Consider the following 20,175-nt stretch of genomic DNA (forward strand, 5'->3'; position numbering starts at 1 on the left):
GGCGCCGCGGCTCCTCGGCGCAGCCGCTCGGCCGGTGCGCTCTCCGGCGGTTCTCGTGGCTGTGCCGGCCGCACCAGCGCGCACTCCCCGGGCGGGTGCGCAGGGCGGCAGGGTCAGAAGGGCGGCAGGGTCAGAAGGGCGGCAGGGTCAGAAGGCCGGCCAGGGTCAGAAGGCCGGCAGGGTCAGAAGGGCGGCCAGGGCAGGGCGGGCCAGTCGCCGCTGGGCTCGGGGTGCCGCCCGGTGCGCAGCAGGTCGGCCACGCGCTGCTGCGTGCGCCGCACCTCGGTGCGGGTGAGGTGGCCGTGCAGCTGCTCCCCCAGCTCGTCGCGCAGCTGGTCCTGCAGCCGCTCCAGCACCGCGACGGCGTCCTCGGTGAGCGGCTGCCCGGCCCACCGCCACAGCAGGGTGCGCAGCTTGGGGTCGGGCGAGAAGCAGATGCCGTGGTCCACGCCGTACACGTGGCCGTCGGCCATCGGGATCATGTGCCCACCCTTGCGGTCGGCGTTGTTGACCACCGCGTCGAACACCGCCATGCGGCGCAGGGCCGGCACGTCGCGGCGGACGAAGGTGGTCATCTCCACCGTGGGGTCGGCGTGCTGCCACAGCTGCACCATGCCCGGCCCGAAGGGCCCGTCGCGCAGCACCGTGGGTGGCACGACCCGCCAGCCGGTGGCCTCGGAGACGAGGTAGGCGCTGATCTCGCGGCCGGCCAGCGTGCCGTCGGGGAAGTCCCACAGGGGGCGCTCGCCGCGGACGGGCTTGTAGATGCACTCCCCCGCCAGCTCCGGGGTGCGGATGGCCCCGATCAGGCTGACGTTGGAGGCGTCGAGCAGCCGACCCTCCAGGTCGAGGTCCCCGTCGAGGAGGAGGGTGCGGGCCTCGGCGTCGCCGACCGGCGAGCGGCGGTCCCCGTGGTCGAAGGCGAGACCCGCCACCTCGCGGGTGTCGTCGTCCTCGTCCCCGCCGTCCTCCCATGCCTCGTCGTCCTCCGGCTCGTCGTCGGCGAGGTCGTCGAGCTCGCCGTCCAGGAAGGCGTCCACGAGCTCGTCCCCCGTCCGCGGCTCGGTCAGCGCCGGTACCCGTTCTGCCGGGGGCAGACGTGCCCGGAGGGGTCCAGCGGCATCGAGCACAGCGGGCACGAGGGCCGGCCGGCGGAGACCACCCGCTTGGCCCGGGCCACGAAGCCGCGGGCGGCGGCCGGGGTGATGACCACGCGCAGGGCGTCGGGGCCCTCCTCGGCGTCGGACAGGATGGCGTCCTCGTCGATGGGCTCGTCGCCGGCGGCCACCGCCTCGACGACGACGGCCTGGGCCTCGCCGTCCCACGCCAGGCCCATGGCGGCCACCCGGAACTCCTCCTCGACCGGCGCGGTGAGCGGGTCGAGGTCGTCGACGTCGGCGTCGGGCGGGACGACGGTGGTGGCGCGCGTGGCGACCTCGTCGAGCAGCTCGCCCATGCGCTCGGCGAGCACCTCGACCTGCGACTTCTCGAGGGCGACACTGATCACCCGGCCGGCCTCGTCGGTGGCCTGCAGGTAGAAGGTGCGGTCACCGGGCTGGCCGACGGTGCCCGCGACGAAGCGGACGGGGCGTTCGAAGAGGAAGACCTGGCGTGGCACGGCGACGAGGTTACGCGCCGGCGGGGCCCGCGCCGCCCCCGACGACGGCGTCCGAGGAGGCCTTGCGGGACCGGCGGGTTCGCTTCCTGGGCGGGACCAGCGCGCTGACGTCGCCCCCGCTGTCGTTGACCCGCTGCACGAACGGCCGGGTCTCGGTGTAGCTGACCACCGAGATCGAGGCGGGGTCGGCGACGATGCGCTGGAAGGAGTCCAGGTGCATGCCGTAGGCGTCGGCCAGGATCGCCTTGATGACGTCGCCGTGGGTGCAGGCCAGCCAGACGGCGTCGGGGCCGAGCCTGGCGTTCCACTCCCGGACGGCGGCCACCGCGCGGGCCTGGGTCTGGGCCAGGCCCTCGCCCTCGGGGCCGGGGAAGACCGCCGCGGAGGGGTGCTGCTGCACGACCTTCCACATCGGCTCCTTGACCAGCTCCTTGATGGGCCGACCAGTCCAGTCGCCGTAGCGGCACTCGCCGAGCCGCTCGTCGGTCTGCAGCTGCAGGTCGCGGCCGGCGAGCACCGCGGCGGCGGTCTGCTGGCACCGCTCGAGCGGGCTGGCGACGACGGCGGCCAGCGGCACGGGGGCCAACCGGGCGCCGACCGCGGCCACCTGCTCCTGCCCCTTCTCGTCCAGCTGGACGCCGGGGGTCCACCCGGCCAGCAGCCCGGAGGCGTTCGCCGTCGTGCGGCCGTGCCGGAGCAGGATGACTGTGGTCACCCCCCGAGGTTAGGGCGTCAGGACCCCGGCGCCGACGGCGGCGAGGAGCAGGAGGCCCAGCACGACGCGGTAGACCACGAACGGGGTGAACGTGCCGCGTTCCAGGTAGCGCAGCAGCCAGGCGATGACGGCCAGCCCGACACCGAAGGCGATGACCGTCGCCACCGCCGTCGGGCCCCAGGCGACCGCGCCGCCGGCGGTGCCACCGGTGAACGCCTCGTAGGCCTGGAAGAGGCCCGACCCCAGGACGGCGGGGATGGCCAGCAGGAACGAGTAGCGCGCGGCCGCGGCCCGGGAGTAGCCCAGGAACAGGCCCATCGTGATGGTGCCGCCCGAGCGGGACACGCCCGGGATGAGCGCGGCGGCCTGGGCCAGCCCGTAGAGCACGCCGTGGCCGACGGTGAGGTCGGCCAGCTGCCGCTCCTTCCGCCCGACGCGGTCGGCGGCGTAGAGCGCCAGGGAGAAGACCACCAGCGCGATGGCGATGATCCGCAGGTCGCGGAAGGTGGTCTCGATCTGGTCCTGGAACAGCAACCCCAGCACCACGATCGGGACCGACCCGATGATGATCAGCCACCCCGTGCGGGCGTCGGGGTGGCTGCGCAGCTCGCGGCGCCCCAGCGACAGCACCCAGGTGCGCACGATGTTCCAGATGTCGTGCCGGAAGTAGAGGAGGACGGCGAGCTCGGTGCCGATCTGGGTGATCGCGGTGAACGCCGCGCCCGGGTCGTCCCAGCCGAACACCGAACCGACCACCCGCAGGTGGGCACTGGAGGAGATCGGCAGGAACTCCGTGAGGCCCTGCACGAGTCCGAGGACGACTGCTTCAACCCAACCCACGGGGCGGCAGCCTACGGACCGACCCTGCGGGTTCCCGGTAGGTTGACCCCTCGTGGAACAGCGGGCGTTGGGGCACAGCGGCCTGGTGGTCTCCCGGCTGGCGCTGGGCACGATGACCTGGGGCCGGGACACCGACGAGGACGAGGCCGCGATGCAGCTGACGGCCTTCGTCGACGCCGGCGGCACGCTGGTCGACACCGCCGACGTCTACGTCGAGGGCGAGTCCGAGCGCACGCTGGGGCGGCTGCTCAGCGACGTCGTCCCCCGCGACGACGTGCTGGTCGCGACCAAGGCGGTGGGCCGCACCCGCACCGGGGCGATGGGCCGCGGCGCCTCCCGAGGCCACCTGCTGGCCGCCCTCGACGCCTCGCTCGAGCGGTTGGGCCTGGACCACGTCGACCTGTGGCAGCTGCACTCCTGGGACGAGCACACCCCCCTCGAGGAGACCCTGGCCGCGCTCGACACCGCCGTGAGCAGCGGCCGCACGCGCTACGTCGGGGTGAGCAACTTCACCGGCTGGCAGACCGCGCAGGCCGCGACCTGGCAGAAGGCGTGGCCCGGGCGGGCCCCGGTCATCAGCTCGCAGGTCGAGTACTCGCTGCTGCAGCGCGGCGTCGAGCGCGAGGTCGTGCCGGCCGCCGAGACCCTGGGCATCGGGCTGCTGCCCTGGTCGCCGCTGGGCCGCGGGCTGCTCACCGGCAAGTACCGGCACACCACGCCCAGCGACAGCCGGGGCGCCTCGGCGCAGTGGTCGGGCTTCGTCGACGGACTCCGCTCCAAGGACACCGACCGCATCGTCGAGGCCGTGTGCACCGCGGCCCAGGGCCTGCACACCGTGCCGCTGGCGGTCGCCCTGGCCTGGCTGCGCGACCGGCCCGGCGTGGTCGCCCCTGTCGTCGGCGCCCGCACGGCCGCCCAGCTCCAGGTCAGCCTCGACGCCGAGGAGGTCACCCTGCCCGCGGCCATCCGGTTCGCCCTCGACGAGGTGTCCGCGCCGCACACGTCGTACCCCGACCGCCGCCCCGGATGAGCGCGCCCGACCCCGTCTTCGCCGCCTTCACCGCCGCCGGGCTCTGGCCCGGGCTGGGCAAGCGCGCGGCCGCCGAGCTGCCCGGCGCCGGCATCGTGGCCCCCGAGCAGGTCACGGCGGACAACCTGGTGAAGCTCCCCCGGGTGGGCCGGCAGCGCGCCGAGCGGCTCTTCTCCTCGTTCCTGGCCGCCGGCCCGGCCTACGAGGTCGTCGAGATGCTGGTGGGCGCCGGCCTGCCGGCCAAGCTGGCCGCCGGGGTGTCCGACGTCCTGGGCCCCGACGCGGCCCGACGCCTGCGCGACGACCCGTGGCGGCTGCTCCTGCTCACCCAGGTGTCGCTCGCCGACGCCGACCGGCTGGCGATCGCGCTGCTCAAGGGCGCCGACCGTCAGGACAGGCGGCGCGGCCGGGCGCTGGTCGCGCTCACCCTGCGGACGGCGACCCGCGACGGGCACACGGTGCTGCCGGTGGACCAGGTGCTGTCGGCGCTGCGCGCCGAGGGTGTGGACGACGTCGCCGCCGCCGTGGTCGCCGCCGTCGACAGCGGCGACGTGCTCGAGCACGACCCCCCGTTCGACCCCGAGTCGGAGGAGGAGCCCGACCCGTCGCACCGCACGCTGAGCCTGGCCCGCTACGGCATGGCCGAGGACGCGGTGGCCGAGGCCGTGGCCCGGTTGGCGGCCACCGCCGAGCCGATCGCGCCGGCCGGGGCGGTGAAGAGCGTGGCCGCGGGGCTGGACCCGGCGCAGAAGCAGGCCGTCGTCCAGGTGCTGTCGGCCGGGGTCAGCCTGCTCACCGGCGGACCCGGCACCGGCAAGAGCCGCACGGTCGCGAGCGTGGTGAAGCTGCTGCAGGCCAAGGACGTCGAGGTGGCGCTGGCCGCCCCCACCGGCCGCGCGGCGAAGCGGCTGGAGGAGCTCACCGACCACCCGGCCACCACGGTGCACCGCCTGCTCGGCGCGCAGGGCATGACCGGCGGGTTCTCCCGCGACGAGGAGTGGCCGCTGGACGCCGACGTGGTGGTCGTCGACGAGGCCTCGATGCTCGACGTCGAGCTGACCGCCGCGCTGCTCGAGGCCTGCTCCGACGGCACCCACCTGCTGCTGGTCGGCGACCCCGCCCAGTTGCCCTCGATCGGCCCCGGCCACGTGCTGGGCGACCTCATCGACTCCGGCGTCGTCCCGGTCACCGAGCTGACCACCCTGCACCGGCAGGCCGAGGGCGGCGCCATCGCCACCCTGGCCACCGGCGTGCGCGCGGGCGAGCTGGTCCAGGTGGCGTCGCAGGACCGCGAGGTCGTGATCGTGCCGGCCCAGGGCAGCGCCGAGGCCGCGCGGCGGGTCGTGCAGCTGGTCACCGACTCGATCCCGCGCGTGCTGTCCATCGACCCGGCCGCCGTCCAGGTGGTGACGCCGGTGCACCGCGGGCCGGCGGGCACGATCGAGCTGAACAAGGCGCTCAAGGCCGTGCTCAACCCCGGGGATGGCACGGTGTGGGGGTTCGACGTCGGCGACCGCGTGGTGGCCACCGCGAACCACCTGGACCTCGAGCCGGTCGGGTTCGCCAACGGCGAGGTCGGCGTGGTCACCGGCACCGGCGACGGCACGCTGTCGGTCGACTTCAGCTCGGGCCCGTGCACGGTGCCCACCTCGGCGCTGGGCGACCTCAAGCACGGCTGGGCGATCACGGTGCACCGGGCGCAGGGCTCGGAGTGGCCCGGGGTGGTCGTCGTCCTGCCCCCGGAGGCCGGCGGGATGCTGTCGCGCCCGCTGGTCTACACCGCCCTCACCCGGGCGCAGAAGCACCTGTCGATCGTGCACGCCAGCGGTGCCGCGCTCGCCCGCGCCGTGCGCGAGGTCGACGTCAAGCCCCGCCGCACGAGGCTGGCCGCCCTGCTCCGCGAGCACCTCGAGGCGTAGCCCCCGCCGCTGTCCCCGCCGCTGCCCCGGCCGACGCCCCGGCCGCTGCGCCCGCCGCGCCGCGTCCGCGCACGCTCGCCGACGCCAGGCATGGGAGCCCGTACACCTGGTCCTGGGCCCGGCGAGCGGGTGCATGGGCTCCCATGCCTGCCCGATGGCCGTGCCCGGTGGCCGAGCCCGATGGCCGTGCGCTCGGCCGGAAAGCGGGTGCGCGCGTCCGGCGTCGGGGGCATCCTCGACGGCGTGCTGTGACGCCTCGCCCCCGTCCCCTCCCCCGGCGACACCCCTGCGAGGCCCACCCGTGTCCATCACGCTGCACGCGCTCTCCTTCTCCTGGCCCGACGGCACCCCGGTGCTCGACGGCCTCACCACCACGATCGGTGCCGGTCGCACCGGGCTGGTGGCCCCCAACGGCGGCGGCAAGACCACCCTGCTGCGGTTGCTCACCGGCGAGCTGACCCCCACCGCGGGGTCGGTCACGGTGGACGGCGTGCTGGGCCACCTGCCGCAGGAGCTCCCGACCTCCGCGATGGGCACCGTCGCCGACGCGATGGGCACCGTCGCCGACGCGCTGGGCATCGCCACGGTGCTGGCCGCGGTCACCGCCGTCGAGCGCGGGGACACCGACCCGGCGCACGTCGACGCCATCGGCGTGGACTGGGACGTCGAGGAGCGCGCCGTCGCGCAGCTCGACCGGCTCGGGCTCGGCGGCATCGCGCTCGACCGGCGACTCGCCACCCCCAGCGGCGGCCAGGTGGTCGCCGTCGGGTTGGCCGGCCGGTTGCTGCGCCGTCCGGACGTCCTGCTGCTCGACGAGCCGACGAACAACCTCGACCGCCGCGAGCGAGACCGGCTCGCCGGCGTCGTCGACGCCTTCCGCGGCACGCTGCTGGTGGTCAGCCACGACCGCGAGCTGCTGGACCGGATGGACCGCACGGCGGAGCTGACGCGCGGTGCGCTGCGCACGGTGGCCGGCGGGTTCACCGCATGGGAGTCGGTGGTGGCGGCCGAGCAGGCCGCGGCCGAGCGGGACGTCCGGAGCGCCGAGCAGGCGCTGAGGCGGGAGCGGAGGGAGCGGCAGGAAGCGCGGGAGAGGGCCGAGCGGCGCAGTGCCTCCGCCGCCCGCCGGGCCCCCGACGCCGGGATCCCGACGATCCTGCTCGGGGCGCGTCAGCGCCGGGCGGAGGAGTCGGCCGGGCGCGCCGACGGCACGCACGGTGCCCGCGTCGACGCGGCTCGGGCCCGGCTGGACCGCGCCGAGGCCTCGTTGCGGCAGGACCCGGCGATCGCGCTGGAGCTGCCGGGCACCCGCGTGCCGGCGGGGCGGGTCGTGGTCGACGCGGTGGGGGTCGACGTCCGCGGGCTGTTCCCCGGCGGGGTCGACCTCGCGCTGCGCGGGCCCGAACGCGTGGCGCTGACCGGCGGCAACGGGTCGGGCAAGTCGACGCTGCTGCGCGTGCTGGCCGGCGAGCTGGCGCCCGACCGCGGGACCGTGACCCGGGCCGAGGGTCGGGTGGCGTACCTGTCGCAGCGGTTGGACCTGCTCGACCCCGAGACCGCGGTGGCCGATGCCCTGGCCACCGCGGCACCGGACCGTCCCGAGGCCGAGCGCCGCACCCTGCTCGCGCGGTTCCTGTTCCGCGGCGCCCGGGCGCACCTGCCGGTGGGCGCCCTGTCCGGGGGCGAGCGGCTGCGGGCGGTGCTGGCCTGCGTGCTGTTCGCCGACCCGGCGCCGCAGCTGCTGCTGCTCGACGAGCCGACGAACAACCTCGACCTGGCCAGCGTGGCCCACCTGGTCTCCGCGTTGAGCGCCTACCGGGGGGCGCTCGTGGTGGTCAGCCACGACGAGCGCTTCCTCGACGAGCTGGCGCTGGACCGCCGACTGGACCTGGCCGACGGGCGGCTCAGCCCTGCCCGCGGCAACAGCGCCGGGCCGCGCACATCAGCCGGTGCACCGCCGGACCCAGCTCGGCCTCCGAGGTGACCGGCGCGTCGAACGGCACCCGGACGTCGCGGTACCCCCGCTCCCCCTCGATGCGCAGCCGGAAGCCGGCCCGGTCCAGCCCCAGCGGCCGGACGACGTCGTGGGCGCCCAGCCAGTCGGCCGGGATGCGCGAACGGAGCAGGGCCAGCTCACCGGGGTGGTCGGCGTCGAGGTGCCGCAGGGCCGAGGCCTCGACGGCGACCAGCGGGTCGGGCTCGGCGTCGGCGTAGTCCTCGGGGGTCAGCTCGACCGTGGTCCCGCCCTCGCCCAGCACCACCTCGGCGAGGTCGAGGCGGAGCAGGACGGCGGTGCGTCCGACGTCGAGCAGGGCCCCGGCCGGCTGGGCCTCGGCGAAGGCGAGCGCGACGTCGCGCTCGTCCTCGGTGCGCACCGGGGTCAGCCAACCGGACAACCACAGCTGCGCGCGCACCTGGTCGCGCAGCGGGACCGGGGCGTGGTCGGTGACCATCACCAGGGCCGGCAGGTCGCCGTCGGCCGCCCCCTGCACCGCCCGCACCAGCTCACCGTCGGCGGGCACGACCAGGAAGACCTGCCCGGCGCCGGTGGTGGCGTGGGCGAGGACCCGGGAGCCCGACACGCCGGCTGCGCAGACCGCGGCCGAGGGGCGGCAGGCGACGGTGCGGGCGCGCTCGGCGGCGGTCGGCCGAAGGGCGGACGGGGTGGTCGACGTCATCGTGGGTCCTCGCTTCGCGTGTGAGTAAGGTGAGGCTAACCGAATGAGGAGGACCCGTGAACACCCCCCGACCGAAGGTGCGCCTGTCCCGCGCGCTGGGCATCCCGCTGACCCCCAAGTGCGTGACGTACTTCGAGCGCCGGCCGTACCCGCCGGGCGAGCACGGCCGCAAGCGCAAGAGCACCAGCGACTACAAGACGCGGTTGCTGGAGAAGCAGCGGCTGCGCGCCCAGTACGACATCAGCGAGACCCAGCTGCGGCTGGCCTTCGACCGGGCGAGGAAGCAGGGCCGCAACACCGGCGCCAAGACCGGTGAGGCCCTGCTGCTGGACCTGGAGTCGCGGCTGGACGCCACGGTGCTGCGCGCCGGGTTCGCCCGCACGATCTACCAGGCCCGCCAGGTCGTCACCCACCACCACGTCACGGTCAACGGACGGCGGGTCGACCGGCCCAGCTACCGCGTCGAGCCCGGCGACGTCGTCGCCATCGCCGAGCGGAGCCGCACCAAGCAGCCCTTCCAGGTCGCGGCCAGCGGGGCGCACGCCGAGGCACCGAAGTACCTCGACGTCCGCCTGGCCGAGCTCACCTGCTTCGTGGCGCGCAGGCCCCAGCGGGCCGAGATCCCCGTGCAGTGCGAGGAGCAGCTGGTCGTGGAGCACTACTCCCGCTGACCCGGGTCCCCACCCCGCGCCTGCCCCCAGGCTCCCCAAACCGCTGGATGTGAGAAGTCGCGCGGTCCACGGCCATCGACACCGCAACGAGTCACATCCAGCGGTTAGTCAGAGTTGCGTCGGATGCCCCGCGCTCGTCCCCGCGCTGGACGTGACTCGTCGCGGGGTCGCGCCCCCCCCGGGCACCGCGACGAGTCACATGCAGCGGCCCGACGATCAACCCGGTCGGCAGGTGGCGGCCACCTCGGTGACACCTCCCGGTCAGGTCCGGCGGCGAGCGTGGGGTGGTGCGCATCGTGCTCGTGGCCAACCTGCACCACCCCACCTCCGGCGGGCTGCGGACGGCGGTCGACCGGCTCGCCCTGGGCTACGCGCAGCGGGGCCACGCGGTGGCCGTCGTCGTCCCGGTCGCCCGAACCGACGGTGACCCCGCCGAGGTGGGCCCGGGCACCGTCACCCGGCTGACCCTGGCCGCCCCGCGCGTCCCCGGCACCGGCGGGTACCGGCTCATGGACCCCTGGCGGGTGCGTCGGCTGCTGGACCAGCTGTCCCCCGACCGCATCGAGGTGTCGGACCGGACGACGCTGCGCGGGCTGGGCCGGTGGGCGGCCGAGCGCGGCGTGCCCACCCTGGTGCTGGCCCACGAGCGGCTGGACCGGCTCCTCACCCAGTGGCTGCTGCCACCCGCCGCCGCGCGCCGGGTCGCCGACGCAGCGAACCGCCGGACCGCCCGGGGCCACGACCTCGTGGTCTGCAGCACCGACTTCGCCGCGGAGGAGTTCGCCCGCCTCGGGACGCCGGTGGCCCAGGTGCCCCTCGGTGTCGACCTGCGCACCTTCGCCCCCGACCGGTTCGACGCCCGGCTGCGCGCCGAGCTGCTGGACCGCTCCGACGTCCTGCTCGTCCACTGCGGCCGGTTGTCGGCCGAGAAGCACCCCCAGCGTTCGGTCGACACGCTGGCCGAGCTCCGGGCCCGCGGCGTCCGGGCGACGCTGGTCGTGGTGGGTGACGGCCCGCAGGCGGCCAGGCTGCGGGAGGCCGCGGCGGGCCTCCCGGTGCGCTGGCTGGGCCACGTCGCCGACCGCGGCCGGCTGGCCACCCTGCTGGCCAGTGCGGACGTCGCCCTGGCGCCCGGGCCGCACGAGACCTTCGGGTTGGCCGGCCTGGAGGCCCTGGCGTGCGGTACCCCCGTCGTCGCCTCGGCCAGCTCGGCGCTGCGCGAGCTGGTCACCGGCGGCCAGCACGGGGTGGCTGCGGCCGACGACGCGGGGTGCTTCGCCGACGGGGTCGAGGAGCTGCTGGCGGTGCCGGCCGACGTCCGCCGCCGCGCGGCCCGGGCCCGGGCCGCCGACTTCCCCTGGTCGGCCGCCGTCGACCGGATGCTCGACCTCCTCCCTGCCGCGTGATCGCGAGGGGTGGCCCGACGACCCCCCCGGTCGCCGAGGCGTGCACCAGCAGGCCACCGTGCGCGCCGTCCGGCCACCCCGCCCTGCGGAGGTCGGGCACAACCCGCACGGTGGAGCGATGCGCCGCACCGCCGCCGTCCTGCTCCCCCTCGCCCTCGTGCTCGCCGGGTGCTCCTCCGGCGGGGACGACGCCGCCGAGCAGCCGGCGAAGGCCGCCGAGCCGGCCGACTCCCCCGAGCTCACCGCCGACCCGGCCGGGACGGTCGTGGACCTCGACCCCGACGCGGAGGGCATGGTGTTCGACCCGGTGACCGGGCTGCTCGCCGTCGCCGTGCGGGACCCCAACCGGTTGGTGCTCACCGACGCCGACGGCGCCGTCCAGCAGGAGATCATGCTGCCCGGGCACGCGCGGCACCTGCAGCTCGCCGCCCCCGGCGGGCCGGTGCTGGTGCCCGCCGAGGACTCCAACACCCTGGTGCAGGTGGCGTTGCCCGGCGGCGAGGTGACCGAGACCGAGGTCGGTGACTACCCGCACGACGCCGCGCAGGTGGCCAGTGGCCAGATCCTGGTCGGTGACGAGATGGGCGGCACCCTCTCGGTGGTCACCGACGGCGAGGTCACGCAGACCTTCGACAGCCAGACCCAGCCCGGCGGCGTCGCCACCGTGGGCGACGTCGCCGGGGTCGTCGACGTCGGCGCGTTCACCATCACCACCTACGACGTCGCGGCCGGTGAGCTGCAGACCGTGCTCGACGCCGGCGACGGCCCCACCCACGTGGTGGCCGACGGCCAGGGGCGATTCCTCGTCGCCGACACCCGCGGCGACGCGGTGCTGGTGTTCGGGTCCGACCCGCTCGAGCCGGCCGGCACCTACCCGCTCGACGGCGCCCCCTACGGCCTGGCGTACGACGGCACCGACCAGGTCGTGTGGGTCACGCTGACGGCGACCAACGAGGTGGTGGGTCTGTCCACCGCCGGCGACGAGCTCACCGAGGTGGCCCGGTTCCCGACCGTCCGCCAGCCCAACACCGTGGCGGTGGACCCCACCACCGGCCGGGTGTTCGTGGGCAGCCGGGAGACCGGGCAGCTGCAGCTGGTCGACGGCCGCGGCTGACCCGGGTCAGTCCGGACGGTTCTTGACCTCTACACCGCCGAACAGCGCCGTGGCGTGCACGTCCAGCACGGGTGCGCCCGGCGGCGGCGGCCCATCAGCACCGGTCTTGTCCTCGAACCCACCGAACACCGGCAGTCCGGACAGCGTGACCCGCCAGCCGGGTGGCACGACGACGTCGACGCCGCCGAAGAGGGCGAGTGCGTCCACCCGGGCTCCCGCCTGGACCTCGGCCTCGCGCAGGTCGAGGACCGCACCGCCGAGGAGGGCCGACACGGTGGCGTGCCGGAAGGGTCGGGACCGGACCACCGTCTCCGCACCCCCGAGGACGGCGACGACGTCGGACCGGTCGGATGCGCCGGCCACCACCCGGCGGGGCCGCCCCGTCGCCCGGGCCAGCAGGAAGCCACCGGCCACCACCGCCAGGAGCCGCCACAACACGGCGCCGAGGTCGACCAGGTCGAGCTGGTCGACCAGCAGCAGGGCGCCGAGCACCGCCAGCACCGACGGACCGAGCGCGAGGCGACGGTCGGCGAGGGCGGCCAGGACGGCCAGGAGCAGGACGGCCGCCGGCCACCAGCGGTCCAGCAGCTCGCCGGCCCCCAGCACGTCAGCGGCGTCGAGCAACCAGAGCACGCCCAGGGCGAGCAGCACGAGGCCGACCCACGCCCGCACCGGCTCGAACCGGTAGGAGCGGGTGGGCCGGGGCCCGGCGGGGGCGGGAGCTGAAGGCATGCCCCACCCACAGGCCGCCCTGCCCGCCGACCAGGGGCTGACGTCACCGGTCGCAGGGACCTCGGGATGAGATCAGCGGGGCAGGGTCAGCGGGCCACGTCGTCGTCCTCGGGCACGTCGAGGTGCTGGTCGAGGACGTCGGCCGGGTCCGCCTCCCCGGCGTCCACCCCGGCAGGGACGGGGGGCTGCTGGGGCTGGCGGGGGTCCGCTGGCTGGTCCTGCTCCAGGCGGTCGGCCTCGGGGATGTCGAAGGGGTCGGTCACGACTTCCTCCTCCTCGTCGTCGGACGGAGTGGACGACGCAGCCCTATCCCGGTGCGGCGCGTATGACACGTCCAGGAGGTGACCGGGTGGCGAACGGCTGGCACCATCGGACGGGTGTCGATCACCGGTGAGTGGGAGTACGCCCCGCTGCGCATCCCGTCGGGCACCGGCCGCTCGGCGGCCGCGCAGATGATGGCCCTGCAGAGCGATGTGGGCGGCTGGGAGCTCGACCGGCTGCAGCTGTTCGCCGACGGCACCCGGCGCGTGATGATGCGCCGCCGCGCGCGCCTGAGCTACCTGCCGCGCCCGGCGGTCTGAACCCGCTTGGCCCCACCCGGGCATGGGAGCCCATGCACCCGGTCAAGGGGCCCGGAGGTGGGTGCATGGGCTCCCATGCCGCCGTCGGGGGAGTCGGGGGGGGCGGTCAGGGGACGAGCACGACCTTGCCGACCGTGCCGCGGTCGCCGAGGGCCGCCAGCGCGGTCTGCGCCTGGTCGAGCGGCAGGGTCTGGCCGATGAGCGGGGCGATCTTCCCCTCGGCGAACAGCTGGCACAGCGCCTCGTGCACCTGGCCGATGCGGGCCGGGTCCTTGCGCCGGTACAGGCCCCAGTGCAGGCCGAGCACCGAGTAGTTCTTCACCAGCAGGTGGTTGGCCTTGGCTGCGGGGATGCGGCCGGAGGTGAACCCGACGACGACGATGCGGCCCTCGAACGCGATGCACTTGGTCGAGCCGTCGAACACGTCGCCGCCGACCGGGTCGTACACGACGTCCGCGCCGTGGCCCCCGGTGATCTCCTTGACCCGGGCGACGAAGTCCTCGCTGGAGTAGTCGATGACGTGGTCGGCGCCCATCTCGGTGCACACCTGCGTCTTGGCGGCGCCGCCGGCGGTGGCGATGACCTGGGCCCCGGCGGCCTTGCCGAGCTGGATGGCCGCCGTCCCGACACCCCCGGCGCCGGCGTGCACGAGCAGCCACTCGCCGGGCTGCAGGGCCGCGCGGCGGTGCAGGCCGACGTAGCCGGTCTGGTAGGTCAGGTACAGCGAGGCCGCCTGCGCGTGGCTCATGCCGTCGGGCACCGGCCAGGCGAACGCCTCGTCGACCAGGGCGTACTCGGCGAAGGCGCCGGGGCCGCCGGCCGGCGAGCCCAGCACGCGGCGGCCGTCGGGCAGCTTCCCGCACAGCTCGATGCCGGGCGTGAACGGCAGGGGCGGCTTCTCCTGGTAGGTGCCCTGCGCCATGAGGATGTCGGGGAAGTTCAGCGCCGCGGCGAGGACCTCGACCTTGAGCTGTCCCGGACCCGGTTCGGGCTCGGGCACCTCGTCGAGGGTCATGACGTCGACCGGGTCACCGTGGGAGTGGACTCGCCAAGCGCGCATGGCACTGACCTTGCCAGACGCCGTGCGCCGGGTCACAGGGTGCCCGTCAGAGGGGGCCGAGCAGCGCGCCCGGGATGCGGGCGGACTCCCCCGCGGCGGTCTTCGCGGCGGGCACGCCCTTGAAGCGGTAGGGCACCGCCCCGACCCCGGGCTGGACGACGTAGGCCGCGCCCGGGTCCGCCCCCGCCCACGCGGCCTGCATCGCCGCGGCCACCTCGTCGGCGGTGAGCACCGGGAAGCCGGCCGCGGCGAAGTGCTCGCGCAGCGGGTCGATGATCGCGGTGTCGGCGAAGCCGGGGCAGATCGCCGAGATCGTGATGCCTTCGGGGTGCAGCACCGGCCCGATCGACCGCACGAACGCCACCGCCCCGCCCTTGGCCACCGAGTAGGCCTGGTCGGTCGGCATCGGGGACAGCCCAGCCAGCGACGCCGTCACCACGATCGACCCACCCCCGGCCCGCCGCAGCGCCGGCCGGGCGGCGTCGGTGCCGAACACCACGCCGTGCAGGTCGACCGCCACCACCTGCAGGTACTCGGCGACGTCGAGGGCGTCGGTGCGCCCGGAGCCGGCGACGCCGGCGTTGAGGAAGGCGGCGTCGAGGCGGCCGTGCTCGGCCTCCACCTCGGCCACGACGCGCTGGTTGGCGGCGTGGTCGGTGACGTCGAGGACGGCGAAGCCCACGCCGAGCTCGGCGGCGGCTGACCGGTTGCGCTCGGAGTCCAGGTCGGCCAGCACCACCCGGACGTCGGCGTCGCGCAGCCGGGTGGCCAGCGCGCGGCCGAACCCACCGCTCCCCCCGGTGATCAGTGCGACGGAGCCGGGCCGGGGGGTGTGCTCGCTCATGCCCGGCATCGAAGCACGGGTGCGACCGGGGTCACCCGGAGGGGTGGTCGGACTGTGGTCCGGGCGCCCCGGACCCGATGGGAGGGTGTGACGGACCTCGGCCTGCGACGGACCCCGCCGAACCCTGCCTGGCGGACCGCCGGGTTCGCCGTCCTGTTCGCCGCGGCCGCGGTGCTGGGCCGGCTGACCGTGGTGCAGGGCACCGTGGTCAACCTGGTCTGGCCGGCTGCCGGGGTCGATGCGCTCTGGTTGCTGCTGCAGCACGGACGGCGCTCCTACCGGTGGGACCTGCTGCTGGTGGGCTCGATCACCGCGGGCGTCGACCTGGCCACCGGCGTGGGGACGGCGGAGTCGCTGGCCCTGGGCGGGGTCAACGTCGTCCAGGCCGTCGTGTTCGTCGAGGTGCTGCGGCGCCGGACGGCGTGGGCGACCCGGCCGGGGCCACTGCTGCTGGACATGCGCGACCTGACGGCGCTGCTGCTCGCCGCCGGGGTCAGCACGACGCTGGGCGCGGTGGTGGGCAGCGTGGTGGTCCACCCGGGCGGCGCGCCGTGGTCCTGGCTGGCCGTGCTGGTGTGGCAGGCACGCAACGGGGCCGCCGTGCTCGTCGTGGTCGCGCTCGGCTTGCGCGTGCGCCACCTGGTGCTCATCCGGCGCGGTGTCGACCACCCGCAGCTGCGGCCCGTGCAGGTACCCCGCGGCGCGCGGGCCGTCGAGCTGGCGTTGGCGGTCGTGGCGTCGGTGCTGGGCAACCTGGCCGTCTTCCACTGGTTGACCGACTACCCGATCGCCTTCCCGCTGTTCGCGCTGACCGCGTGGGTGGCCCTGCGGTTCGACACCGGGCTCACCGCGCTGCGCACGGCGGCGGTGAGCGTGGCCGCGGTCATCTACACCCTGCAGGGGGACGGACCGTTCGCCGCCGTCGACGACGTGCTCGTGCGGGCGGGCATCGTGCAGGCCTACGTGGCGATCGGGGCCGCGCTCGGGCTGGCCCTGGCCCTCAACCGCGACGAGCGGCTCGTGCTGGTGGAGCAGCTGCGGGCCGCGGCCGCCTACTCGGAGGAACGGCACCGACAGGTGCGGGTGCTGGCCAAGGCCTCGCGCTCGGTGCTGCTCGCCGACGACCCCCGCGCCGCGGTGTGCGCCGCGGTGCAGGAGGCCGTCGGCGCCGATGGCGTCTACCTGCTCGAACCGGACCCCCAGGGCCGTCTGACCTCCACGGCGGTGGTCGGGATGGACCTGCCGCCGCTGTCGTTCGACCCCGACCCGACGACGTCGCTGACCGCACGCCTGTTCGCCGAGGGAACCCCGTACTTCTCCGCCGACGTGTCCGAGGAGCGGGGTGTCTCCCCCGCCGTGGTGGAGCTGCTCGGGCTGGCCTCGGCCGCCTGGCAGCCCGCGGTGCTGGCCGACGGCCGGGTGGTCGCCGTCATCGGCGTGATGTGGCGGACCCCGGTGCCCCACCTCTGCGACACCGCACTCGGCATCCTGTCGGTGCTGGGCACGGAGGCGGCGCGGGCGATCGAGCGGGGAACCCTGCTCGAGCGGCTGGCCCGCGCGGCCGACCGCGACCAGCTCACCGGGCTGGCCAACCGGCGCCGGTGGGACGAGCTGTCCGCCGTCGAGGCCGCCCGCGCCTCGCGCACCGGGCGCCCGCTGACCTATCTGTTGCTCGACCTGGACCACTTCAAGGCGTTCAACGACACGTACGGCCACCAGACCGGCGACGCGCTGCTGCAGGACTTCGCCACCGCGGCGTCCGGGTGCCTGCGCGAGGGTGACCTCATCGCCCGGTGGGGCGGGGAGGAGTTCGCCGTGGCGCTGCCCGACTGCACGTCGCAGCAGGCCCGGGTCGTGGCCGAACGGATCATCGCCGCGGTCCCGCACGGGCAGACGGCCACCGTGGGCGTCGCCCAGTGGGTGCCCGGGGAGACCGCCGCGCAGAGCCTCTGCCGGGCGGACGCGGCGCTCTACGCCGGGAAGCGGGGTGGGCGGGCCCGCGCCGTGATCGCCGATCATCCGGCGGTCGTCGTCCCGCTCTGACGCGCCGCGGCCAGGAACGCCGCGGTCGCAGGTTGGTCGTCGAGCACGGTGAACCGCAGGGTGTTCCCGTCGACCCAGGCCGACAGCTCGCGCCGGGTGCTGCCCAGCCGACGGACGGTGCGGACGTCGACCCCGGTCACCTTCGTCAGCGGGACGCTGGCCAGGGTGGGCTGGCCGATGAGCTGGGCGTGGGCGAGCCACAGCCGCCTGCCCGCGACGGCCAGGGCCTGCGCGCTCCCGGGCACCGGCACCCGGCCCTGCGCGACCCGCAGGAGGGTGACCGGGGCGAACCCGTCGGTGGTCAGCTGGCCGACGAGGAACGCGACGAGCGCGTCCACCCTCAGCTGGCCCTGAGGAACCGATCGAGCACCCGGACGCCGAACCGCAGGCTCTCCACGGGCACCCGCTCGTCGATGCCGTGGAACAGGCCGGCGAAGTCCAGGTCGGCGGGCAGCCGCAGCGGGGAGAACCCGAAGCAGCGCATCCCGAGGGTCTCGAAGCTCTTGGCGTCGGTGCCGCCGCTCATCGTGAACGGGACGGGTCGGGCGCCGTCGTCCTCGGCCTTGAGGGCGGTGACCATCTGCTCGACGAGCGGGCCGTCGAAGGTGGTCTCCACGGCCTGGTCGTGGGTGATGTACTCCCGCGTCACGCCCTCGCCGAGCAGCTCGTCGATCTGGGCCTCGAAGGCCTCCTCCTGCCCGTACAGGAAGCGGCCGTCGATCGTGGCGCTGGCGGTGCCGGGGATGACGTTGGTCTTGTAGCCGGCGTCGAGCATCGTGGGGTTGACCGTGTTGCGCAGCGCCGCGCCGATCATCCGGCTGATCGAGCCCAGCCGGGCCAGCGCCTCGTCGGGGTGGTCGACGTCGATCTCGATGCCGTAGGCGTCGGACACCTCCTCGATGAACTGCTTCATCGGCGGGGTCAGCACCGTCGGGAGCCGGGTGGAGCCGATGCGGGCGACCGCGGCCGCCAGCTGGGTCACCGCGTTGTCGTCGTGCACGAACGAGCCGTGGCCGGGGCGGGCCTGCGCCGTGAGGCGCATCCAGGCCAGGCCCTTCTCCGCGGTCTGGATCAGGTAGAGCCGCAGGTCGTCGCGGACGGTGAGGCTGAACCCACCCACCTCGCTGATCGCCTCGGAGACGTTCTCGAACAGGTCGGCGTGGTGGTCGACCAGGTAGTGGGCGCCGTACTTGCCGCCGGCCTCCTCGTCGGCGACGAGGGCCAGCACGACGTCGCGGGGCGGCTTGGTGCCGGTGCGGGCCCAGTCGCGCACCAGCGCCAGGGTCATGCAGTCCATGTCCTTCATGTCGACGGCACCGCGGCCCCAGACGTAGCCGTCGCGCTGCTCGCCGGAGAAGGGGTCGACCGTCCACTCCCGCTTGTCGGCGGGGACGACGTCGAGGTGGCCGTGGATGAGCAGGCCCGGCCGCTCGCGGTCCGCGCCGGGGATGCGGGCCACCAGGGAGGCACGGCCCTTCTCCGACTCGTGGATGACCGAGTCGATGCCGACCTCGTCGAGCTTGCCGGCCACCCACTCGGCCGCCTTCCGCTCCCCCACGCTGGTGGTGGTGTCACCGGTGTTGGTCGTGTCGATGCGGATGAGCTCGCTGAGCAGGTCCGCGACCTCGGCCTGGGCACGCTCGAGCGGGGCGGGTGCAGTCGTCTCGGCCATGGCCCGATCCTCCCACCGCCGCCGGTCCCCTGCGCCGCCCGCATCGACCGGGACCGAGCGGCCGTCCGCGACTCGCTGGACCCGAGGGGGTGGTCGGACGGCGATCGGGGTCCCGTATGCTTCTGCACGGCCGCGCCGCAGAGCGCTGGTCCACCTGTCCGGGTGGCGGAATGGCAGACGCGCTAGCTTGAGGTGCTAGTGCCCTTTATCGGGCGTGGGGGTTCAAGTCCCCCCTCGGACACCGCATCGCCCCGGGGTTCCTGCAGGTCAGGAAGCCGGGGCGTTGACGTTCAACCCGCATCCCACGGCGCGTGATACTCCGGTGATACTTCGGACCTCATTCGGGGTCATCGAGGAGCGCCGCGAACCGGTCCGCGGCCTGCCGGCCCATGCCCGGGTGGACATGCTGGTAGACGCCCAGGGTGATCGTGGCGTTCGCGTGCCCGAGTCGCTCGGACACGACCTTGACGGGCTCGCCGTCGGCCAGCAGGAGGGTCGCGTGGGTGTGCCAGAGATCGTGCAGTCGGATCCTGGGCAGCTTGTCCTCGCCGTAGGCGCGGCGGGCGCGCGTGACATGGCTATTGAACCGCCGCGAGAAGCGCTCGGGGTGCCTGTACGCGCCGTCCAGACCCCCCAGCACCAGAGCGCTGTCCCGCACGAGCTCCGGCGAGATGGTCGACCGGCGAGCCTTGTACAGGCGCAGCTTCTGCACAGTCCCAGCGTCCAGGTCGACGACGCGTGACTGACCGGTCTTGGTGGGGCCTTCAACGAGCTCCTCCCCCTTGTCCTTCGGGACTGCTGCACGGATAGGTGACATCTGATCTGTGGTGCCGACAGGTGCCGCTGGAAGGATGCTCACCGTGCCCAAGCCCTACCCCAAGGAGTTCCGGGACGACGTCGTGAACGTCGCCCGCAACCGCGAGCCCGGCACCCACCTCAAGCAGGTCGCCGCTGACTTCGGCATCAGCGAGTCCTGCCTGACGAACTGGATGAAGGCCGCCGACGTCGAGGCCGGCGTGAAGCCGGGCAACACCGCTGCTCAGAACGCCGACCTGGCTGCGGCCCGGCGGCGAATCCGGCTGCTGGAGCAGGAGAACGAGGTGCTGCGCCGGGCTGCGGCCTACCTGTCTCAGGCCAACCTGCCGGGAAAATGATGTACCCGCTCGTCCGCGAGCTGGCCGCGTCCGGTGCCCCTGTGCGGGTGCCGGTCGCGGTGACGTGCCGGGTGCTCGGGCTGGCCCGCCAGCCCTAC

At 74.9% G+C, this 20,175-nt stretch carries 21 protein-coding genes and 1 tRNA gene; 10 read left to right on the top strand and 12 right to left on the bottom strand.

What is annotated here, in order from left to right:
* Positions 1 to 182: 182 nt before the first annotated feature.
* From TEK04_RS06205 to TEK04_RS06220, 4 genes are read right to left on the bottom strand one after another with little or no spacing between them, the layout of a single operon-like run.
* Entirely contained in the window at positions 183 to 1,040 is an 858-nt protein-coding gene (locus tag TEK04_RS06205) for an SCO1664 family protein (protein WP_336403446.1), read from the bottom strand.
* A 26-nt stretch (positions 1,041 to 1,066) separates the two neighbouring features.
* Positions 1,067 to 1,618 (bottom strand): DUF3090 family protein, encoded by a 552-nt coding sequence (locus tag TEK04_RS06210; protein ID WP_336403447.1) that lies wholly within the window; start codon positions 1,616 to 1,618, stop codon positions 1,067 to 1,069.
* A 10-nt stretch (positions 1,619 to 1,628) separates the two neighbouring features.
* Positions 1,629 to 2,333, bottom strand: a complete 705-nt coding sequence (locus TEK04_RS06215) for a histidine phosphatase family protein (RefSeq protein WP_336403448.1) — start codon at positions 2,331 to 2,333, stop codon at positions 1,629 to 1,631.
* 9 nt (positions 2,334 to 2,342) lie between these two features.
* Entirely contained in the window at positions 2,343 to 3,173 is an 831-nt protein-coding gene (locus TEK04_RS06220; RefSeq protein ID WP_336403449.1) for an undecaprenyl-diphosphate phosphatase, read from the bottom strand.
* A 52-nt stretch (positions 3,174 to 3,225) separates the two neighbouring features.
* Here TEK04_RS06220 and TEK04_RS06225 point away from each other — a divergent pair, with 52 nt between their 5' ends.
* From TEK04_RS06225 to TEK04_RS06235, 3 genes are all read left to right on the top strand, one after another.
* The gene (locus TEK04_RS06225) at positions 3,226 to 4,203 is read left to right on the top strand and encodes an aldo/keto reductase (protein ID WP_336403450.1); all 978 of its coding nucleotides are present in this window, start codon (positions 3,226 to 3,228) and stop codon (positions 4,201 to 4,203) included.
* The gene (locus TEK04_RS06230) at positions 4,200 to 6,122 is read left to right on the top strand and encodes an AAA family ATPase (RefSeq protein WP_336403451.1); all 1,923 of its coding nucleotides are present in this window, start codon (positions 4,200 to 4,202) and stop codon (positions 6,120 to 6,122) included. The genes TEK04_RS06225 and TEK04_RS06230 overlap by 4 nt, the downstream gene beginning before the upstream one ends.
* A 301-nt stretch (positions 6,123 to 6,423) precedes the next feature.
* Complete coding sequence (locus TEK04_RS06235) at positions 6,424 to 8,106, top strand: ABC-F family ATP-binding cassette domain-containing protein (RefSeq protein WP_336403452.1); 1,683 nt, start codon at positions 6,424 to 6,426, stop codon at positions 8,104 to 8,106.
* Here TEK04_RS06235 and TEK04_RS06240 read toward each other — a convergent pair.
* On the bottom strand, positions 8,027 to 8,800 hold the full coding sequence (locus tag TEK04_RS06240) for a DUF2470 domain-containing protein (protein WP_336403453.1): 774 nt from the start codon (positions 8,798 to 8,800) through the stop codon (positions 8,027 to 8,029). The two genes, TEK04_RS06235 and TEK04_RS06240, sit on opposite strands and share 80 nt — an antisense overlap.
* A gap of 56 nt (positions 8,801 to 8,856) precedes the next feature.
* Here TEK04_RS06240 and rpsD point away from each other — a divergent pair, with 56 nt between their 5' ends.
* The 3 genes from rpsD to TEK04_RS06255 all read left to right on the top strand — a co-directional run bounded on the left by rpsD (position 8,857) and on the right by TEK04_RS06255 (position 11,991).
* Positions 8,857 to 9,471, top strand: coding sequence for a 30S ribosomal protein S4 (rpsD, locus tag TEK04_RS06245; RefSeq protein ID WP_336403454.1), 615 nt, complete (start codon positions 8,857 to 8,859; stop codon positions 9,469 to 9,471).
* 287 nt (positions 9,472 to 9,758) lie between these two features.
* Positions 9,759 to 10,877 (top strand): glycosyltransferase, encoded by a 1,119-nt coding sequence (locus TEK04_RS06250; RefSeq protein WP_336403455.1) that lies wholly within the window; start codon positions 9,759 to 9,761, stop codon positions 10,875 to 10,877.
* A 118-nt stretch (positions 10,878 to 10,995) separates the two neighbouring features.
* Positions 10,996 to 11,991 (top strand): YncE family protein, encoded by a 996-nt coding sequence (locus TEK04_RS06255; protein ID WP_336403456.1) that lies wholly within the window; start codon positions 10,996 to 10,998, stop codon positions 11,989 to 11,991.
* A gap of 6 nt (positions 11,992 to 11,997) precedes the next feature.
* On the opposite strand, the gene TEK04_RS06260 is transcribed toward TEK04_RS06255, so the two are convergent.
* Both TEK04_RS06260 and TEK04_RS06265 read right to left on the bottom strand, forming a co-directional pair.
* The gene (locus tag TEK04_RS06260; protein ID WP_336403457.1) at positions 11,998 to 12,723 is read right to left on the bottom strand and encodes a LiaF transmembrane domain-containing protein; all 726 of its coding nucleotides are present in this window, start codon (positions 12,721 to 12,723) and stop codon (positions 11,998 to 12,000) included.
* 86 nt (positions 12,724 to 12,809) lie between these two features.
* On the bottom strand, positions 12,810 to 12,986 hold the full coding sequence (locus TEK04_RS06265; protein WP_336403458.1) for an Rv3202a family protein: 177 nt from the start codon (positions 12,984 to 12,986) through the stop codon (positions 12,810 to 12,812).
* Positions 12,987 to 13,100: 114 nt separating this feature from the next.
* Here TEK04_RS06265 and TEK04_RS06270 point away from each other — a divergent pair, with 114 nt between their 5' ends.
* A complete protein-coding gene (locus TEK04_RS06270) occupies positions 13,101 to 13,304 on the top strand; it encodes a DUF5703 family protein (protein WP_091560565.1) in 204 nt (67 codons plus the stop codon).
* 106 nt (positions 13,305 to 13,410) lie between these two features.
* Here TEK04_RS06270 and TEK04_RS06275 read toward each other — a convergent pair whose 3' ends face one another.
* Both TEK04_RS06275 and TEK04_RS06280 read right to left on the bottom strand, forming a co-directional pair.
* Positions 13,411 to 14,364: an NADPH:quinone oxidoreductase family protein gene (locus TEK04_RS06275; RefSeq protein WP_336403459.1), complete on the bottom strand. Its 954-nt coding sequence runs from the start codon at positions 14,362 to 14,364 to the stop codon at positions 13,411 to 13,413.
* A gap of 46 nt (positions 14,365 to 14,410) precedes the next feature.
* Positions 14,411 to 15,208: an SDR family oxidoreductase gene (locus TEK04_RS06280; protein WP_336403460.1), complete on the bottom strand. Its 798-nt coding sequence runs from the start codon at positions 15,206 to 15,208 to the stop codon at positions 14,411 to 14,413.
* 87 nt (positions 15,209 to 15,295) lie between these two features.
* Here TEK04_RS06280 and TEK04_RS06285 point away from each other — a divergent pair, with 87 nt between their 5' ends.
* Entirely contained in the window at positions 15,296 to 17,251 is a 1,956-nt protein-coding gene (locus TEK04_RS06285) for a sensor domain-containing diguanylate cyclase (RefSeq protein ID WP_336403461.1), read from the top strand.
* Here TEK04_RS06285 and TEK04_RS06290 read toward each other — a convergent pair.
* Both TEK04_RS06290 and TEK04_RS06295 read right to left on the bottom strand, forming a co-directional pair.
* Positions 17,224 to 17,589 carry a hypothetical protein gene (locus TEK04_RS06290; protein ID WP_336403462.1) on the bottom strand — a complete coding sequence of 122 codons (366 nt, stop codon included), beginning with the start codon at positions 17,587 to 17,589 and terminating at the stop codon, positions 17,224 to 17,226. The genes TEK04_RS06285 and TEK04_RS06290 overlap by 28 nt on opposite strands.
* A 2-nt stretch (positions 17,590 to 17,591) precedes the next feature.
* Positions 17,592 to 18,923, bottom strand: a complete 1,332-nt coding sequence (locus TEK04_RS06295; RefSeq protein ID WP_336403463.1) for a M20/M25/M40 family metallo-hydrolase — start codon at positions 18,921 to 18,923, stop codon at positions 17,592 to 17,594.
* Positions 18,924 to 19,079: 156 nt separating this feature from the next.
* On the opposite strand from TEK04_RS06295, the gene TEK04_RS06300 reads away from it, so the two are divergent.
* A tRNA-Leu gene (locus tag TEK04_RS06300) sits at positions 19,080 to 19,164 on the top strand.
* Between the two features lie 96 nt (positions 19,165 to 19,260).
* Here TEK04_RS06300 and TEK04_RS06305 read toward each other — a convergent pair.
* Entirely contained in the window at positions 19,261 to 19,740 is a 480-nt protein-coding gene (locus TEK04_RS06305; protein ID WP_336403464.1) for a tyrosine-type recombinase/integrase, read from the bottom strand.
* A 34-nt stretch (positions 19,741 to 19,774) separates the two neighbouring features.
* Here TEK04_RS06305 and TEK04_RS06310 point away from each other — a divergent pair, with 34 nt between their 5' ends.
* The gene (locus TEK04_RS06310) at positions 19,775 to 20,077 is read left to right on the top strand and encodes a transposase (RefSeq protein ID WP_336403465.1); all 303 of its coding nucleotides are present in this window, start codon (positions 19,775 to 19,777) and stop codon (positions 20,075 to 20,077) included.
* Positions 20,078 to 20,175: the final 98 nt, after the last annotated feature.

It is taken from the genome of Klenkia sesuvii, from assembly GCF_037083825.1.
In the GTDB taxonomy this organism is placed as follows: Bacteria; Actinomycetota; Actinomycetes; order Mycobacteriales; family Geodermatophilaceae; genus Klenkia; species Klenkia sesuvii.